The sequence below is a fragment of the Actinoplanes sp. NBC_00393 genome, from assembly GCF_036053395.1.
Taxonomy (GTDB): domain Bacteria; phylum Actinomycetota; class Actinomycetes; order Mycobacteriales; family Micromonosporaceae; genus Actinoplanes.
In genome coordinates this window covers 443,579-460,000 of the sequence record NZ_CP107942.1, presented here as the reverse complement: position 1 = coordinate 460,000, position 16,422 = coordinate 443,579, and the positions used below count along the sequence as shown (strand labels likewise).

Below are 16,422 nucleotides of genomic sequence, written 5' to 3'. Positions count from 1 at the left end.
CCGCCTAAGCGATGAGCCGGGGTATTGCCATAATTGGCACTGGCTTATCAAGCACCCTGTTGAGTTCTCAAAGAACAACCGCACACCATCAAACCGAACCGCATTCCGCGGCCCGACCCTCCGGGGCACTCGCTCTACTTTACCCGCCGTTTCCGCCGTGTCAAATCCGCGTTTCGCAACCGGATTCAGCAAAACAGAAACTGCACAGGCACCCCGCAAAACCAGACGATCGGAGATCGTCTGGTCAAGATTAGGATTTCCGTCAGGACGGCCGCGCCGGGCCCCGTGAGGGTCCCGCTCGCTCGCCCGTCTCCCTGGCGGCTCGGACAACATTACTCGCCGCTCCGCGCGATGCCAAATCGGCTCCCCGCGACGCGGCTCACATCCGATTGATCAGCGAAAATCCTCAGGTCAGAGCGGATATTGCCGCCGTCGGCGTGCTGAAAGATCGCTCCAACCAGGGCCCGACAAGATCGCAATGACGCCCGCACGACTCGCCCACCGCCTGGAGCAATACCGCCCAGCGCAACAGCAGGCCGGCGCCCCAGCAAGCCAACCACCGCCAACAGCGACGCCTGCCAGGACGATGCCCAGGTTTCGCCCTACCTCCGGACGCCCGGTGTTGCTGACGCAAGTGGAAGGAGCACTGGCGGTCAGCCAGACCGGGCTGCGTAGGCCCGATCCCTAGAGGTCCTGGGTAGCGATGCTGCCAAGACGCTCCCACAGTGACCATGGTCGGCGCGCGATTTCGGTGCGGACGCGGAACGGTTCGCAGCGGGAGTCCGGACCGGCAGCGGAGGATCGCTACGGATGGGAACCGGACTCGCTGCGCGAACGCGGAACAGACCAGCGTGAGAGACCGCTGCGAGCGCGAAGCAGTCCCAGCGGCTGAGCAGCGCGGCAGCGGAACGCCGGGCTGCAGCAGTGAGCCGTGCCCAGGGCCGGCGCGCGAGATTGCTGCGGGCGCGGAGCGGTTCGCAGCGGGGGAAGGAGGAACGGGACACGCGCTGATCGCGGGTGGGAGCGCGGGCCGTGCGCCGAGGGCGTATAACGAGCGCATGCGCACTGATGAGCTCGCGGACATGTTGCGGGAGGTGCCGGGTACTGAGGTGACCGCCGGCCCCGGCCTGGTATCGGTGCACATACCGGCGATCGGCGACACGGTTCGGCTGGCATTCGGGGACGTGATCGAGGCGGACTGGGTGTCGGTGCCCACCGGGGCGCCGGCGGTTCAGGTGGACGTTCGGCGCAAGCACGAGGCGCTGCCGCTGATCATCACCGTGGATGACGTGGTTTTCACGCCTGCCTACGCGGACGATCTCATCGAGCCGGAGGACGGGGTGCTGGTTCCGGCGATGCCGAGTCTGGTGGCGTACTCGGAGATGCACCGCGACGTGCGCATGCTCGGCCGGGCCATCGACGATCCCGAGGTGGAGCTCGAGCCGGACATCCTGGCGGCGACCTTGCTGGCGCACCGCTGTTTCATGGCGGGCGCGGTTCGGGTCGGGTTGTGGCCGGTGCGGGTGGCGGCCTGGTGGGAGTACACGTCGGCGCGGGCGGCCAAGGATGTGCAGTTGGCGCGGTTCCGGGCGGATGAGCAGTGGGATCAGCTGATGGCGGACGTCACGGAAGCACGGCGCCAGACCGCCCTCGCCGAACTCTGACGGCCGCAGACCTCGGGACCGGCCGGAGGTCAGCGGGGGCGTTGCAAGGCGGAGCGGCGCGGCGTGAGTAAGCGGCAGGCGAGCAGTACGGGAATGGCGGTCGGCTGATCAAGCCCTGCTGGGCTGGGCTGGCGACGGGTGACCGGAAAGGCTGGCTGGGCGAGGCACCTGGATCGCGCAGAGCAGGGCCGCGGCGAGAGCGGCTGCATACAGCAGGAGGACGGTGACATACGGGGAGTCGCCGGAGGACAGCGTCAGGATCGCGCCGCCGACGGCTGCGCCCAGGCTGCCGCCTACGGTGCGCATGACGGTGTTCACTGCAGCCGAGACTCCGGTTTGTTCGCTGGGGACGGCCTCCACCACGAGGGCGCCCACCGCGGCGAAGGCCAGGCCGATGCCGGCGCCCATGACCAGGATGCCCAGGCAGACGGCCAGCAGGGTCTGGTGCCAGAGGGCGAGGCCCAGGTAGGAGAGGCCGGCGGTGCCGATGCCTACGGCCAGGGCGGCTCGGGGGCCCTGCCGGGCGGTGAGGCGACGGTGCACGGGCATGATCAGCAGGTTGCCGAGGGCGGTCGGGAGCATCACCAGGCCTACCAGGGTGGGGCCCGCGTCGAACCGGTCTGCGACCATCAGCGGGATCACCATCCATGATCCGAACATGCCGAAGCCGAGCAGGAACGTGGCGGCGTTGGTGGCCCGTACCGTCGGGAGCGCCAGCGTCCGCAGGTCGACCAACGGTTGTGCGGCGCGGCGCTGGCTGCGCCACCAGACGACGGCCAGGGCTGCGGCGGCCGGGATGGGATAGGGCGAACCGGAGCTGATCGCGGACAGCAGCAGGCCTAGCCAGGTGGCCAGGAGCGCGGCGCCGTACCAATCAATCTTGGCGTCGCGCGAGGCGCGCTTGCCGGGCGGCAGCAGAAGGACCACCGGGATCATCGCCAGCGCGGAGACGATGGCAGGGATCAAAAACAGCCAGCGCGAGGACAGGAGGCCGAGGATCGGGCCGGCCGTGATGGTGCCGAGCGCGCCGCCGACGCTCATCACGGTGGAGATCACCACGAAGGCTCGCGGGCGGTTCGCGGGTGGCAGGTGGTCGCGGACCAGGGCGAAACAGAGCGGGAAGACCGCACCGCCGAGGCCCTGGATGACGCGGCCGGCGACCATCACCGGGAGGTCGTTCGCGGCGGCCGAGGTGAGGGCGCCGATGGACATCGCGGTCAGGGCGGCGAGCAGGATGCGGCGCTTGCCGAAGACGTCGGCGAGCCGGCCCAGCACGGGCGTGGAGATCGAGGCGCTGAGCAGGAAAGCGGTCAGCAGCCAGGCCGCGCCGGACGGGGTGGTGCCGAGTTCGTGCTGGAACACCCCGAGCGCCGGGACGACCAGCGACTGCAGCACCGAGTAGGCGGCGGTGGCCAGGCAGAGGCCTCCGAGGATCGCTCGCCCTCGCAGATCATTTTCGGTCATGCGGTGCCTCAGCTCGGCAGTCCGGCGCCGACTTCGGCGCATTTTTCAAAACCGTCGGGGTACGCCTACCGCTCCCCGCCGAAGCCGACACAGTCCCGCCCGCGCCGGCCGGGCCGCTCTGCACGGCGAGACTGATCCGCCCGCCAGGGCCACCGATGGGGGCAGGCCCGACAAAACGGATATATACAGGTCGCACGCTGGTGCGTTGCCGTCCGTCCACAGCAGACCGCAGTGGCGCGCCGGACCGCAAGACACGGTCGAGATGCGGGCCGCGGCCGGGATTGGGGGTGATGTTGCGGTGAAGACCGGAAGTATGGCTCGGCTGAAATGCGCGCCGCGGTGGGGAACGTGGGTCCGGCTGGGTTTCCGGGCCTCGCTGGGAATTGGAGCGCGGCTGGGATTGGAGCGTGCGGCCCGGCCGGGATTCACGGCACGGCCGGGAAGCGGAGCGCAGATGAGATGCGCGACGCGGCCGGGAAGCGCGACGCCCTGGGGAAGTGGGGTGAGGCCAGGAAGCGCGACGCCCTCGGGAAGTGGGGTGAGGCCAGGAAGCGCGACGCCCTCGGGAAGTGGGGTGAGGCCAGGAAGCGCGACGCCCTCGGGAAGTGGGGTGAGGTTGGGAAGTTCGGCTCGGCTGGGATGCGCGGCTCGGCGGGTCGGTGGGGTGTGGTTGAGGGGTGGGCGGACGCCCCGGGGGCGGGAGCGGCCGGGGCCGCTGGTCCGCCGCCGGGGCGTGGGGCCGGTCGGGTCACGAGTGCAGGGCCGCGGGTTGCCGGGTGCGCTCCTGCGGGGCCGTGTTGCGGTTGGCGGGGCGAGGTAGGCCGTAGTGGTCGCGCAGGGTGCGGCCGGTGTACTCGGTGCGGAAGCGGCCCCGCTCCTGCAGGATCGGGACCACCTGGTCGACGAAGGCCGCGAGGCCCGACGGGAGGACCGGCGGCATGATGTTGAAGCCGTCCACGGCGCCCGCCGAGTACCAGGTCTCGATCTTGTCGGCTACCTGCACCGGTGTGCCGGTGAAGGTCAGGTGGCCGCGGCCGCCGCCCAGGCGGGCGATCAGCTCGCGGACCGTCAGGTGTTCGCGGCGGCCGAGGTTGACGACCAGGGTGCGGCGGCTCTTGGCGCCCTCGATCTGTTCCTCCTCCGGCAGGTGGGCCGGTAGTTCGGAGTCGAGGTCGAGTTCGGAGGGTTGCACGCCGAGCAGCTCGGCCAGCTGCCGGATGGCGAACTCGGGGCGGATCAGGTTCTCGAGTTCCGCCTCCAGGGCACGGGCCTCGGACTCCGTGGCGCCGATGATCGGCACGATGCCGGGGAGGATCTTGATGTGCGAAGGGTCGCGGCCGTGTTCGGCGGCCCGCCGCTTGAGGTCGTCGTAGAACTCGGTCGCGTCGGACCGGGTCTGGTGTGCGGTGAAGACCGCTTCCGCGTACCGGGCTGCGAAGTTGCGGCCGTTCTCCGACGAGCCTGCCTGGACCAGCACGGGGTGGCCCTGCGCGGAGCGCGGGACGTTGAGCGCGCCCGCCACCGAGTAGTACCGGCCACGGTGAGCGGGCGGATAGATCTTCTCGTCGTCGCCCCAGACACCGCCGGCCTTGTCGGCGACGATGGCCTCGTCGTCCCAGGAGTCCCAGAGCTTGAGTGAGACGTCGACGAACTCGGCGGCCCGCTCGTAGCGCTCCTTGTGGGCCGGCAGCGCGTCCAGGTTGAAGTTGCGGGCCGCGTCCAGACCGGCCGTGGTGACGATGTTCCAGCCGGCCCGGCCGCCGCTGATGATGTCCAGGGAGGCGAACCGGCGGGCCAGGTTGTACGGCTCGTTGTACGTGGTGGAGGCCGTAGCGATGAGGCCGATGTGTGAGGTTGCGCCGGCCAGGGCGGTGAGCAGAACCGTCGGCTCGAGGACGCCGGAGGGACGGCGTCCCACCTGGTCCCAGAGCACCGGGCCGTCGGCGAGGAAGAGCGAATCGAGTTTGCCGCGCTCGGCGATCCGGGCCAGGTTCTTGAAGTGCTCGACGTTCAGGTCGGCGTAGGGGTCGCTCTCCGGAAGACGCCAGGACGCCTCGTGGTGCCCGACGCTCATCAGGAACGCGTTGAGGTGCAGCTGTCCAGGACGGGTCATCACTGCACCTGCGGGGTGTAGTGGGTGGCCTCGTCGCCCTCGAGGATGTAGCTCTTGGTGCCGTCGAGGCTGACCGGGACGTCGCCGGCGACGGTCACCCGGTGCAGCTTGCGGGCCAGGTCCCCGTAGTCGTCGGCGGCGTAGTGCTGGGTGCTGCGGTTGTCCCAGACGACGATGTCGCCGACCTGCCACTTGTGGCGCAGGGTGTTCTCCGGCCGGGTCACGTAGTGCTGGAGCAGCCGCAGGATGTCCCGGGACTCGGTCCTGGACAGGCCGAGGATGCCGGTGACGAAGTTGCCGATGAACAGGTTCGGCACGCCGGAGTCCGGGTTGACGCGGACCACCGGGTGGGCGGTGCGGTAGCGGGTGGACTGGAAGACCTTCTGGTAATCCTCGGCCTCGGAGGAGCGGAACTGCGGGTGCTCGGCGTAGTCGTAGGCGTTGGAGTGCTCGGCCCACGCCCGGTCGGCCAGCAGGCGCAGGTGTTCGGGCAGGTCGGCGTACGCGGCGGCGGTGTTGGAGAACAGGGTGTCGCCGCCGTACGGCGGGATGACGAGGCTGCGCAGCGTGGTGGCCTTGGGCGGGGCGACCACGAACGTGACGTCGGTGTGCCAGGCGTTGGCCCGGGCGCCCTCGCCGCCGGCGACCTCGAGAACGCTGGCCTGGCCGTCGACGGACGGGACGGTCGGGTGCGCCAGGGTCAGCTCGCCGAAGACCGAGGCGAAGCGCTGGTGCTGCTCGTCGTCGAGGTGCTGGCCCCGGAAGACGAGGACCTTGTGCTCGACCAGGGCGTCGTGGATCGCCTCGGCATCGAACTCCGCTTTCAGGTCCACGCCGGTGATCTCGGCGCCGATGCGTCCGCCGATGCGGTTGACAGTGATGCTCATGACTGGGTCCTCCAGGTAGAGAAGCGGCGTTCGGTGACGACGAGGAGCTGGTTCACGGCCAGGCCGATGGCGGAGATCGTGATGATTCCGGCGTACATGTCGGGGACCGCGAAGTTGTACTGGGCGTAGTTGATGAGGTAGCCCAGGCCGGCCTTCGCGCCGACCATCTCGGCGGCGATCAGGATCAGGATCGAGGCGGCGCCGGCCAGCCGGATGCCGGTGAAGATGGTGGGCACGGCCGCGGGGAGGACGACCTTCTGGAAGAGCCGTACCGGGCCGAGCCCGAGGGACCGGGCCGATTTGATCAAGAGCGGATCAACGGTACGGACACCGCTCACCGTGTTGAGCAGGATGGGCCACGTGCACCCGTAGAAGATGATCGCGACCTTGGACGTCTCGCCGAGCCCGAGGATCAGGACGAAGACCGGCAGGATGGCCAGCGCCGCGGTGTTGCGGAACACCTCGAGCAGCGGGTTGAGCAGGTTCGCCACCGGGGTGTACCAGCCGATCAGCAGGCCGAGCGGAACTCCGACGGCGACCGCGAGCCCGAACCCGGCGGCCGATCGGGCGAGGCTCGCCGACGTGTGGCTCCACAGCTCGCCGGAGACGAGCAGGTCCTTCCAGGCGACGAGCACCTCGGACAGCGGTGGCAGGAAGACCGCGTCGACCAGGCCGAACCGCGGGAACACCTCCCAGATCACGGCCAGGGCGGTGATCGCGGCGATCCGGGTCAAGACGTTGCCGCCGGCACGCAGGATCCGGCGTGGCCAGTGCCGAGCCGGCGCAGCTGCGGCGACCGGTGGTGCCGGTGCAGGATGGACCACGACCGGGGTAGCGGTGAGGCTAGGCACGGGTGACCTCCAGTTCTTCGCTGCGGGCCTTGGTGACCTCGTCGCGCAGCAGCGTCCAGATCTCGTGGCGGTAGTGGGTGAACTGCGGGTCGGAACGCAGGTCCTCGGTGGCCGAGCGGGCGTCGATCGGGATGTCGACGATCTGCTTGATCCGCCCCGGCCGGGACGTCAGCACGGCCACCCGCTGGCCGAGGTAGACGGCCTCCTCGATGCCGTGGGTGATGAAGACGATGGTCTTGCCGGTCTTCTCCCAGATCCGCAGCAGCTCGTCCTGCAGGCCGTCGCGGGTCTGCGCGTCGAGGGCGGCGAACGGCTCGTCCATCAGCAGCACGTCCGGGTCGAAGGCGAGGCTGCGGGCGATCGCCACCCGCTGCTTCATGCCGCCGGAGAGCTCGTGCGGGTAGCGGTCGTGGAAGCCGGCGAGGCCGACCAGGTCCAGGTATTCGCGGGCCTTCTCGGCACGTTCCTTACGGGGTACGTGCTTCGCCTCCAGCCCGAACTCGACGTTGCCCTGTGCGGTGCGCCAGGGCAGGAGCGCGTACTGCTGGAAGACGATGCCGCGGTCCAGGCCGGGGCCGGTGACCGGTTCGCCGTCGACCAGGATCCGGCCGCTGCTGATCTCGGCCAGACCGCCGAGCAGGTCGAGCAGGGTGGACTTGCCGCAGCCGCTGGGGCCGACGATGACCAGGAACTCGCCCTCGTTCACCTCGAGGTTGATGTCCTGCAGCGCGGTGACCGTGGTGCCGCGGGCCTGGAAGGTCTTGCCGACGTTCTCGAAGCGGATCTTGCTCATGATGCGGCCACCTCGTTGTACTCGTTGGTGTAGAGGTCAGCCGGCTCGAGGTCGTTCTTCTTCAGCTCGCCGGTGTTGTTCAGCCACTCGATCCAGACGCTGAAGTCGGTGTCGGCGATCTTGCCGCCCGGGCTGACCACGCCGTAGCTCTTCCAGAACTTGACCTGGTTGGTGTCCTCGTTACGGCCGCGCTTGGAGATGATCTCCTCGAACTTGGCGTGGACTGTCTCGATCGGCTGCGAGCGGGACCAGTCGACGGCCTTCGCGACGCCGGTGGTGAACGCCCGTACCGTGTCCGGGTTCTCCTTGATGAAGTCGTTGCGCAGCACGTAGCTGCCGCCGTTGAAGTCGCCCAGCAGGTCGACGTCGGTGTAGAGCGGGCGGATGCCGCCGTGCTCCAGCGCGACGTCGCGCAGCGTTCCGCTCAGCGCCGCGACGTCGATCTGGCCGGCCCGCAGCGACTGCTCGGTGTTGACCGGCGGCACCACGATCAGCTCTACCTGCTTGATCTCCTCGGGGGTGAGGCCGGCCCGGGTCAGGTAGGTCTTGGTGATCGCCTCGGCGTGCGCGCCCAGCGTGTTGACGCCGATCTTCTTGCCGATCAGGTCCTTGGCGCTCTTGATCGGGCCGTCCTCCAGCACGAAGAAGCCGCTGTAGTTGCCCTTGTCCGACCCGTAGTAGCTGACCACCGCGGTGATCGGTGCCTTCGACACCTTGAGCTTCACGATCGCGCCGTTGAAGGCGCCGCCGAAGTCCGTGTCGCCGGTGGTCGCGGCCTGGATGTCCTGCGGGCCGCTGATGGTGTTGCCGATCCATCTGAGTTTCACGTCGCCGAGGTATCCGAGATCCTCGGCGAGTTCGGCGGGTGTGACGGCGCCGACCCAGCCCTGGTAGCGCAGTTCTTTGGCCTGCTCGCCGGAGGCGGCGGCGCCGGCTGATCCGCAGGCGGAGAGCAGGGAGACAGCGAGGACACCGGCTGCGGCGGCAGCGAGAACGGATCTGCGGGTGGTCATGGGACTCCTTCGCGGGTATGGGTCATCGACCGCGCGGCGGGCACGCCGTCGGTGGGAAGGCAGGGTTCATCGCGCCGGCAGGGGCCGGCGGTGTGGTGTTTCTGCGCCCGAGCGGGCATGGGCCGGGCGACGATGTGTGGCGAGGCGTGGAGCAGTCAGGGCGGCGGGGGCTTCGCCGTCGGACTCAACAGGCGCAGGTGCACACCCGGAGGTAGTCGACGAAGCGGCGCCGGGTCAGGCGCTTGCTTCGGTTCATGCCCTGAAACGTAGACGGCCCGGGGCATTGCCGTCAGCCACTTTGTGACCCAGCTCACATACATTTCCCATAGGGTGAGTGGGATATGGTTTCCGGCATGGATTGATCACCGCTCGTCATCGGCAGGCTGAGCAGCGCTTTCCGGCGGATTGACGGCCCGGAACACCAAACCTCCGACGAGAGGCCCGCGCCCGGATGGGGTAACCGGGACCACGCTGTGTTTCCCGGCGGCCGCGCTGGGGCCGCAACCAGGCTGGTGACCGCGTGGTGGCCCGGGGAGGTGTGGTCCGATCCGCTTGCGAGCGGCGGGGGCGGCGAAAAGGCGTACCGGAACGGGTTGTTGACCAAAAGCGAAGGGCGAGGGTCCGCAGACCCCCGCCCTCTGTGTGCCTCGATCTGGCTACTCGCCGAAGTCGCCGAACTCTTCCATGCCTTCCTCGATGGCCTCACCGGCCAGGTAGCCGGCAGCGAGACCGCCGGCGACGCCGAGCGCGGCGCCGCCCATGCCCATCCCGCCGCCGTGCCGGCGGTAGTGGCCGTGGTGACCGTGCCCGTAGCCGGGCTGAGGGTGACCGTAGGCGCCGTGGCCGCCGCCGAAGCCGGGCATGGACTTGCGCTTGTCGACCGCCTGGCGCACCCAGCCCTCGACGACCTGGCGCCAGTCGGTGGTGTCGGCGTCGGCGTGCGACACCGTGTAGCGGCCGTAGGTGTCGTGGCCCTGGGTGAACAGGCCGCCGCGCTTGTCGAACTCCAGCACCACCTCGACGGCGTGCGGGCTGGTCACGAAGGTCAGCTCGACCTCGTTGATGCCGGCATGCGCGTACTGAGCGGGCGGGTAGTACTCGATCTCCTGGTAGAACGGGAGCGTCTGGTGCACGCCGTAGATCTGGCCGTGCTCCAGGTCGGCGGACTTGAACTGGAAACCGAGCTGGGCGAACGCGTCCAGGATGCGCTGGTGGATCGGCAGCGGGTGGACGTGCACCGGGTCCAGGTCGCCCTTGTCGATCGCCCGGGCGATGGCCACCTCGGTGCGCACGCCCATGACCATGCCGCGCAGCTGCTGGCCGTAGACCGTGGTGATCGGCGTCTCCCACGGCATGTCGAACCGGAACGGCAGGGAGAGCTGCTGGCCGGCGGCCAGGCGCATCGGGCCGGTCACCGGCACCCGGAGGAAGTCGGCCACCGCGGAGTAGTCACCGCCGCCGCCCTCGACCTCCATGCGCGTGACCAGGCCGAGGGTGATGTGCTCGATGTCGGCGTCCTGGGTGCCGCCCACCAGGTTGACCTGGCCGGTCAGCGGCGCGCCCGGATAGGTGCTGGGGTTGGACAGCACAGTGTCCACGCTGAGGCCGCCCACCCCGAGGGCACCCAGCAACTTCTTGAAGACCACGATGTTTCTCCCGCTCGGAAACCGTCAGGATCGGAAAAGTAACAACGCCCGCTGAACAAACGCTGAGAACACTATTGTGCAAGGTCATGGAGCCCGTCGCCGTATTTCCCCTGGCCGAGATTGTGGTGCTGCACGAGCCGGCGGAGGCGGTGGTGAGCGGCAGCCCGACCACCGGCGCGGTCGCGGTCACCACCCTGCCGGGGCTGGGCGCGGAGATCGGCGTCTGGGAGATGACCGCCGGCGCGGCCCGCGACGTCGAGGCGGAGGAGGCGTTCGTGCTGCTCTCCGGGCGCGCCGAGATCGAGGTCGAGGGCGGCGGCCGGGTGCCGATCGGGCCGGGCGACCTGGTGCGGCTCGCCGCCGGCACCCGGACGGTCTGGCATGTCACCGAGCCGTTGCGCAAGGTCTACGTCACCGGCGCCTGAGATCCACTGAGGACGGCTTCCCCGGCCGCCGGGGACGGCATATTCTGCGCGGGCGACCTTCGGAAAGGGTTAGCGTTGCCCACGCTCGCGCCGCCCGTGCTGCCCGGCCTGCCGCCGGTCGATACCTCGCGCGGCAGCGGTGGTTCGACCATCGCCGTGACGATGCGGTACGCACCTCTCGCCTTCCTGCTCGGCCTGTTCACCCCGGTCCTGGAGGTGGACGGGCAGGACGTGCCGGCCACGTGGGGCCGGGTGGTGACGTCGGTGGGTCTCGGGCCGCACCTCGTCCACGTGCACGTGCCCTACCTGGTGCCGGCCCGGATCGGCACCGCGGAGACGACCGTCGTGGCCGCGCCGGGAAAGACCGTCGAGCTGGAGTACCGGGCGCCCCTGCTCTCCTTCATGGGTGGCGCGCTGGGGGCCCCGCCGCAGCGCTATCCGGGCCTGGCCGCCGCGGTCATCATGCTGATCTTCGCCGTGGTGCTGGCCGTCTGCGCCTGCCTCGGCCTGATCCTGTCGGCCGTCGAACCGGTCCCGTGATCACGGCTTGGCCTGCAGCTCGTCGTGCAGGGCGCGCATCAGCTCGGCGCTGGTGAACGGTTTCTCCAGCAGGTGCACGTCGGCCGAGAGGGTGCCGTGGGTGGTGAGGACCGGCTGGGCGTACCCGGACATGAACAGCACCTTGGTGCCCGGCCAGGACGCGAGGACCGCGTCGGCCAGATCCTTGCCCAGCATCCCCGGCATGATCACGTCGGTGAGCAGGACGTCCACCGGGTTCTCCCCGGCCAGCCGCAGCGCCTCCTCGCCGCCGCCCGCGGCCAGCACGGTGTAGCCGCCGCGACGCAGGATCCGGCAGGTCACCTCCCGCAGCGCGTCCTCGTCCTCGACGACGAGCACAGTCGCGCCGTGCCCGGTGAGCCCGGCGGTGGACTCCTCCGCCGTCACCTCCTGGGCCTCCACCTCGGTGGCGGGCAGCAGGATGGTGAAGGTGGTGCCGATCCCCGGCTCGGAGTAGATCTGCACGGTGCCGCCGGCCTGCGTCACGATGCCGTAGACGGTGGCCAGGCCGAGCCCGGTGCCCTGCCCGCTCGGCTTGGTCGTGAAGAACGGCTCGAACGCCTTGTCGATCACCTCCTTCGGCATGCCGGTGCCGGTGTCGGAGACCCGAAGACGGGCGTAGCGGCCCGGAGTGAGCCCGGCCCGGGCGGCGGCGTGCTCGGTGTCCACCTGCACCAGGGCGGTGTCGATGGTGAGCCGGCCGCCGGTGGGCATCGCGTCACGGGCGTTGACCGCCAGGTTGACCAGGACCTGTTCGAGCTGGCCGGGGTCGGCCATCACCGACGGCAGGCCGGCTGTGGTGCGTACGGTCAGCGAGATGTGCTCCCCGAGGGACCGCTCGAGCATCTGGTGCACCTCGGTGACCACGGTGTTCAGGTTGAGCGGGCGCGGCCGGATCACCTCGCGGCGCGCGAAGGCCAGCAGCTGGTGGGTCAGGTCGCTGCCACGCCGGGCGGCCCGGGCGATCTGTTCCGCGTCCACGGCCGGCTGGCTGCCCGCGGAGTCCTCGATGATGAACGAGGCGTAGTTGAGGATGACCGCCAGCAGGTTGTTGAAGTCGTGCGCGATGCCGCCGGCCAGCTGCCCCAGGCTCTCCAGACGCTGGGCCTGCTGCATCCGGGCCTCGAGACGCTGCCGGTCGGTCTCCTCGCGCAACCGGCGGCGCTCCTCCTCGGCGGCGAGCCGTTCGGTGATGTCGCGGACCACCACCACGATCACCACGCCGCTGTCGGTGTGCAGCGCGCTGCAGGCGATGTCCACGGGCAGCTCGGCGCCGCCGCGGCGCAGCGCCCGCCGGGTGGCCCAGCGCTGGTCGACGGGGTCGCCGGGGTTGGCGTCGGCGCGTTCGGTGTCCAGCGGCGTGCTGTCCCCACCGGTCCGCAGCACCGCCGAGACCGGGGGCAGGCCGTCCGGGAGCAGCAGGGCGAGCGGCATGTGCAGCAGGTCGTAGCGGGGCTGCCCGAAGAGCCGCTCGGCCTCGGCGTTGACCAGCACCACCTCGCCGGACTCGCCGACACCGAGCATCGCGTCCGGAGCGGCGTCCAGGAACGCCTGGACCCGGGCCTCGGCACGTTCCCGGTCGTTGATGTCACGCGCGATGCTGGTGGTGCCGAAGATGGCGCCGCGCTCGTCGAGCAGCGGGGAGATCAGCATGGAGACCGCGATGATCTCGCCCTTGGCGTTCTGCCGCAGGCTGCGGTAGCGGTCCACCCGGCCGCCCAGCCGGACCAGGAGCCGCACCTGCTCCTCGTCGGAGCGCCGGCCGACCGGGATGATCTGGTCGACCGGCTTGCCGATCATGTCGGCGGCCGGGTAGCCGTAGAGCATCTCGGCACCGGGGTTCCAGGAGAGCACCCGGCCCTGCAGGTTGGTGGTGACGATCGCGTCGTGCGACGACTGCACGATCGAGGCGAGCAGCGCGCGGGCCTGGGCGGCCTCCCGCTGGGCAGTGTCGTCGCGGAGGACGGCTGTCACGTATGTGTCGGCGCCGGCCACCACCGCGGAGAGCGAGACCTCGACGGGGAAGACGGTGCCGTCGCTGCGCAGCCCGCGCAACGGGAGCCGGCGCAGCGGCGGGTGCTCGCCGCTGAGGTAGCCGGCCCGCTGTGCCGGATGCCCCTCCCGGACCTCCTCCGGCACGAGGTCGTCGATGGAGGTCCCGACGAGCGTGTCGGCGGGATACCTGAACATGTCGTGCGCACGGCGGTTGGCCAGGGTGATGGTGCCGTCCGAGCGGCTGACGATGATCGCGTCCGGGGCGGTGTCGAGCAGGAGCCCCGGGATCTCGCGTGACTCCACCGCTACCTCCCGCTCCCAAACTACGGCTATTCGGATATTCCGGGTATGGGGATGGGGAATCTGGGCATCGTGACATGGTGAGCACCACGCCCGAGCTGCCCGCCAGCATCGACCCGAACCGGCCCAGCGCCGCCCGGATCTACGACGCGTTCCTCGGCGGGACCCACAACTTCGAGACCGACCGGGCGATCGCCGCCCGGGCCGTCGAACTGGTCCCGGAGATCCCGCTGATCGCCCGGGCCAACCGGGCCTTCCTGCACCGGGCCGTCCGGCACGCCACCGGCCTCGGCATCCGGCAGTTCCTCGACCTGGGCTCGGGCATCCCGACTGAGAGCAACGTGCACGAGGTGGCCCGGTCGGCCGCGCCGGAAGCGCGGGTGGTCTACGTCGACATCGACCCCACCGCGGTTCTGTACGCCCGGCACATGCTCGGCGACGACCCGCACACCGCTGTGGTGCACGGCGACCTCCAGCAGCCCGCGCTCCTGCTCGACCAGCCGGAACTGCGCGACAGGCTCGACCTGACCCGGCCGGTCGCCATCCTGATGATCGCGGTCCTGCACTTCGTCCCGGACAGCCCGGCGCTGGACTCGGCGATGCGCACCTACCGGGACGCCGCCGCGCCCGGCAGCCAGCTGGCGATCTCGCACGCCAGCACCGGGGGCCGGCGGGCCGAGGTCGACCGGGTCGCCGATCTTTACAACCGCACCGGTACGCCGCTCGTGCCGCGCAACGCCGCGCAGCTGACCCGGTTCTTCGAGGGGTGGCAGCTGGTCGCGCCCGGGGTGGTGCGCGGCGGCGACTGGCGGCCCGAACCGCAGGACCACCGGCTGCCGGATGCGGTCGGCTCGCTCACCCTGGCCGGGGTCGGCGTGAAACCGGAGTAGGGGACGGTGCGTCGGCTGGGCGGTCCCAGCCGTCGCAGCTGTCCTCCGGCTCGACCTCGATCAGGTCCAGCAGGTCCGGGCCGGTGTGCCCGGTGTCGACCGTGCCGCCGATCAGGCCGAGCAGGGCGGCACAGTTGCGCCCGTACCCCTGCACCATGCGGTCCACCCGGGTGGGGTGACCGCAGCGGCGGCACGGGCGCATCCGCGTGATCGGTTCCACGACACCAGTGTCAGCTCTCGCCGAGGGCCTCGGCCAGTTGATCGCGCGACATCTTCGAGCGGCCGGGGATCTGCTGTTCCTTCGCCTTCTCGTACAGGTCGTGGCGGCTCAGGTGCTCGTGACCCTGCTCAGGGGACCCGCCCGCGGTGGCCTCGGCGAACCGGCGGCCCATCTCCTCGCGTTCCTGGTCGCTGAGCCGCTGCTCGAGGATCGGCAGGAGCTCCTCCTCTTCCTCCTGCACGTGGTGGCGCAGCTCCCCGGTGATCGCGGCGAGCGTGCCGTCGTATCCGGGGTCGTCCGGGTCGCCGTCGAGCAGGTTGCGCAGCATCTCCTCGATCTGGTGGTGCTCGGTCGCGCCGTCGGCGACCTCCTCGCCGGCCTCGATCGCCGCGTCCCGGATCGCCGGGTAGACGAAGTCCTCCTCGGCGGCCGAGTGCGGCAGCAGCATGCCGGCCACCTGCTGCAGCAGCGCGGCGGTGTCGGCGTCCTCCTCGGCGGCCCGGGTCAGCAGCTCGTCCACCTGACGGTGCTGCTCCTTGATGATCTCGACGATGTCCGGCACGGCTTTCCCCCTCGAATGCTGGATGCGCCGTCCGAAATACCCGTTAAGCAGCGATTAATCCCACAGCAAACGCTCAACTTCGGGTGCGTACCCTCGCCTTTGCTCTTGATCGTCTGATCTCGAAAGGAAAGCGCGTGCAAGCGTTCCGGGTCTTCCGGGTGACCGCGGTCGCCGAGGCGATCTCGTGGACCGGCCTGCTGGCCGGCATGTACCTCAAATACGTCACCGAGACCACCGAAGCCGGCGTGTGGCTGTTCGGCCGGCTGCACGGGGCGCTGTTCGTCGCCTACCTGGCCGCCACGCTGTGGGTGGCCCGCGCCGAACGCTGGTCGCTGTGGCGCACCTTCTTCGGCCTGGCCTCGTCGATCCCGCCGCTCACCACGCTGATCTTCGAACGCTGGGTGACCAAGCGGCGCACCCAACCAGCCGTCGCAGCGGCCGGCTGAGGCCGGCGCCGGCCTCGCGTTCCGCCAACCGCGGGGCCGGCGCCCCTCATTCCTTCCCGCATCGGTACGGGGTGAGCGCACCCGGCCCAGCAGCCCCCGAAACCGGAACAATCGGGGCCACCATCTCCCACCCGGTCACCTCCGGCACGGCTGTCTCCCCGGCTGTTCATGCGCGCTGCCTCATGTCTGGCCGCCTTCCACCCGGCGGCCCCATGGCCGACTGTCTCCCACCCGGGCGCTCGTTGCCCGCCCGGCCTCACGCTTGGCCACCTCCTGCCCGGCCGCCTCACGCCCAGCCGCCCGTGCCCGGCTGCCTCCCGGCCGGCTGCCTCCAAGCTGGCCGCTCATGCCACCCGCCTCGCGCCCGGCCACCTCACGCGCGGCCGGTTCACGCCCGGCCACCTCGACCCGGATCCGGTTTGCCCCGACCGCGTCCCACCAACCAGTTCACGCCCGATCGCGTCACATCGACTGGTTCGGGGTCGGCGGCAAGTCGCTTGTGAGCGGTTCGCTCGGACCGCGAGGGATCGAGCTCAGCGACCGCCATCGACGTGCCGGCATGGCACTGTCGCCGTCTGAGATCCGGGAAGTTTGT

The 16,422-nt window shown here is 70.2% G+C and carries 15 protein-coding genes; 5 read left to right on the top strand and 10 right to left on the bottom strand.

All coding sequences use genetic code 11. The features are described from left to right. The first annotated feature begins 1,058 nt into the window (after positions 1–1,058). On the top strand, positions 1,059–1,664 hold the full coding sequence (locus tag OHA21_RS02065) for a hypothetical protein (RefSeq protein WP_328469528.1): 606 nt from the start codon (positions 1,059–1,061) through the stop codon (positions 1,662–1,664). 108 nt (positions 1,665–1,772) lie between these two features. Here OHA21_RS02065 and OHA21_RS02060 read toward each other — a convergent pair whose 3' ends face one another. From OHA21_RS02060 to OHA21_RS02030, 7 genes are all read right to left on the bottom strand, one after another. Beyond that, on the bottom strand, positions 1,773–3,128 hold the full coding sequence (locus OHA21_RS02060) for an MFS transporter (protein ID WP_328469526.1): 1,356 nt from the start codon (positions 3,126–3,128) through the stop codon (positions 1,773–1,775). Positions 3,129–3,876: 748 nt separating this feature from the next. Then, complete coding sequence (locus tag OHA21_RS02055) at positions 3,877–5,241, bottom strand: LLM class flavin-dependent oxidoreductase (protein ID WP_328469524.1); 1,365 nt, start codon at positions 5,239–5,241, stop codon at positions 3,877–3,879. Continuing rightward, complete coding sequence (locus OHA21_RS02050) at positions 5,241–6,128, bottom strand: TauD/TfdA dioxygenase family protein (protein WP_328469522.1); 888 nt, start codon at positions 6,126–6,128, stop codon at positions 5,241–5,243. Before OHA21_RS02050 ends, OHA21_RS02055 begins: the two co-directional genes overlap by 1 nt. Then, on the bottom strand, positions 6,125–6,979 hold the full coding sequence (locus tag OHA21_RS02045) for an ABC transporter permease (protein WP_328469519.1): 855 nt from the start codon (positions 6,977–6,979) through the stop codon (positions 6,125–6,127). Before OHA21_RS02045 ends, OHA21_RS02050 begins: the two co-directional genes overlap by 4 nt. Beyond that, entirely contained in the window at positions 6,972–7,772 is an 801-nt protein-coding gene (locus tag OHA21_RS02040; protein ID WP_328469517.1) for an ABC transporter ATP-binding protein, read from the bottom strand. Before OHA21_RS02040 ends, OHA21_RS02045 begins: the two co-directional genes overlap by 8 nt. Then, a complete protein-coding gene (locus tag OHA21_RS02035; protein ID WP_328469515.1) occupies positions 7,769–8,785 on the bottom strand; it encodes an ABC transporter substrate-binding protein in 1,017 nt (338 codons plus the stop codon). Before OHA21_RS02035 ends, OHA21_RS02040 begins: the two co-directional genes overlap by 4 nt. 656 nt (positions 8,786–9,441) lie before the next feature. After that, on the bottom strand, positions 9,442–10,431 hold the full coding sequence (locus OHA21_RS02030) for a sporulation protein (RefSeq protein WP_328469513.1): 990 nt from the start codon (positions 10,429–10,431) through the stop codon (positions 9,442–9,444). A gap of 86 nt (positions 10,432–10,517) precedes the next feature. Between OHA21_RS02030 and OHA21_RS02025 the strand changes: the two genes are divergently transcribed. Together OHA21_RS02025 and OHA21_RS02020 are read left to right on the top strand one after the other, a co-directional pair. Beyond that, positions 10,518–10,856 (top strand): cupin domain-containing protein, encoded by a 339-nt coding sequence (locus OHA21_RS02025; protein WP_328469511.1) that lies wholly within the window; start codon positions 10,518–10,520, stop codon positions 10,854–10,856. A gap of 75 nt (positions 10,857–10,931) precedes the next feature. Then, positions 10,932–11,396, top strand: coding sequence for a hypothetical protein (locus tag OHA21_RS02020; protein WP_328469509.1), 465 nt, complete (start codon positions 10,932–10,934; stop codon positions 11,394–11,396). Here OHA21_RS02020 and OHA21_RS02015 read toward each other — a convergent pair whose 3' ends face one another. After that, positions 11,397–13,712 carry a PAS domain-containing hybrid sensor histidine kinase/response regulator gene (locus tag OHA21_RS02015; RefSeq protein WP_328469507.1) on the bottom strand — a complete coding sequence of 772 codons (2,316 nt, stop codon included), beginning with the start codon at positions 13,710–13,712 and terminating at the stop codon, positions 11,397–11,399. A 74-nt stretch (positions 13,713–13,786) separates the two neighbouring features. On the opposite strand from OHA21_RS02015, the gene OHA21_RS02010 reads away from it, so the two are divergent. Beyond that, the gene (locus OHA21_RS02010) at positions 13,787–14,599 is read left to right on the top strand and encodes an SAM-dependent methyltransferase (protein WP_328469505.1); all 813 of its coding nucleotides are present in this window, start codon (positions 13,787–13,789) and stop codon (positions 14,597–14,599) included. On the opposite strand, the gene OHA21_RS02005 is transcribed toward OHA21_RS02010, so the two are convergent. Then, positions 14,565–14,819, bottom strand: coding sequence for a hypothetical protein (locus tag OHA21_RS02005; protein WP_328469503.1), 255 nt, complete (start codon positions 14,817–14,819; stop codon positions 14,565–14,567). The two genes, OHA21_RS02010 and OHA21_RS02005, sit on opposite strands and share 35 nt — an antisense overlap. 10 nt (positions 14,820–14,829) lie before the next feature. Further along, entirely contained in the window at positions 14,830–15,381 is a 552-nt protein-coding gene (locus tag OHA21_RS02000) for a hemerythrin domain-containing protein (RefSeq protein WP_328469501.1), read from the bottom strand. Between the two features lie 134 nt (positions 15,382–15,515). On the opposite strand from OHA21_RS02000, the gene OHA21_RS01995 reads away from it, so the two are divergent. Next, complete coding sequence (locus tag OHA21_RS01995; RefSeq protein WP_328469499.1) at positions 15,516–15,827, top strand: DUF3817 domain-containing protein; 312 nt, start codon at positions 15,516–15,518, stop codon at positions 15,825–15,827. Positions 15,828–16,422 lie beyond the last annotated feature (595 nt).

Bases quoted from the DNA above. Each gene is read 5' to 3' on its own strand.
- OHA21_RS02055 (WP_328469524.1), bottom strand. From the start codon at position 5,241: ATGACCCGTCCTGGACAGCTGCACCTCAACGCGTTCCTGATGAGCGTC.
- OHA21_RS02035 (WP_328469515.1), bottom strand. From the start codon at position 8,785: ATGACCACCCGCAGATCCGTTCTCGCTGCCGCCGCAGCCGGTGTCCTC.
- OHA21_RS02060 (WP_328469526.1), bottom strand. From the start codon at position 3,128: ATGACCGAAAATGATCTGCGAGGGCGAGCGATCCTCGGAGGCCTCTGC.
- OHA21_RS02040 (WP_328469517.1), bottom strand. From the start codon at position 7,772: ATGAGCAAGATCCGCTTCGAGAACGTCGGCAAGACCTTCCAGGCCCGC.
- OHA21_RS02025 (WP_328469511.1), top strand. From the start codon at position 10,518: ATGGAGCCCGTCGCCGTATTTCCCCTGGCCGAGATTGTGGTGCTGCAC.
- OHA21_RS02010 (WP_328469505.1), top strand. From the start codon at position 13,787: ATGGTGAGCACCACGCCCGAGCTGCCCGCCAGCATCGACCCGAACCGG.
- OHA21_RS02065 (WP_328469528.1), top strand. From the start codon at position 1,059: ATGCGCACTGATGAGCTCGCGGACATGTTGCGGGAGGTGCCGGGTACT.
- OHA21_RS02050 (WP_328469522.1), bottom strand. From the start codon at position 6,128: ATGAGCATCACTGTCAACCGCATCGGCGGACGCATCGGCGCCGAGATC.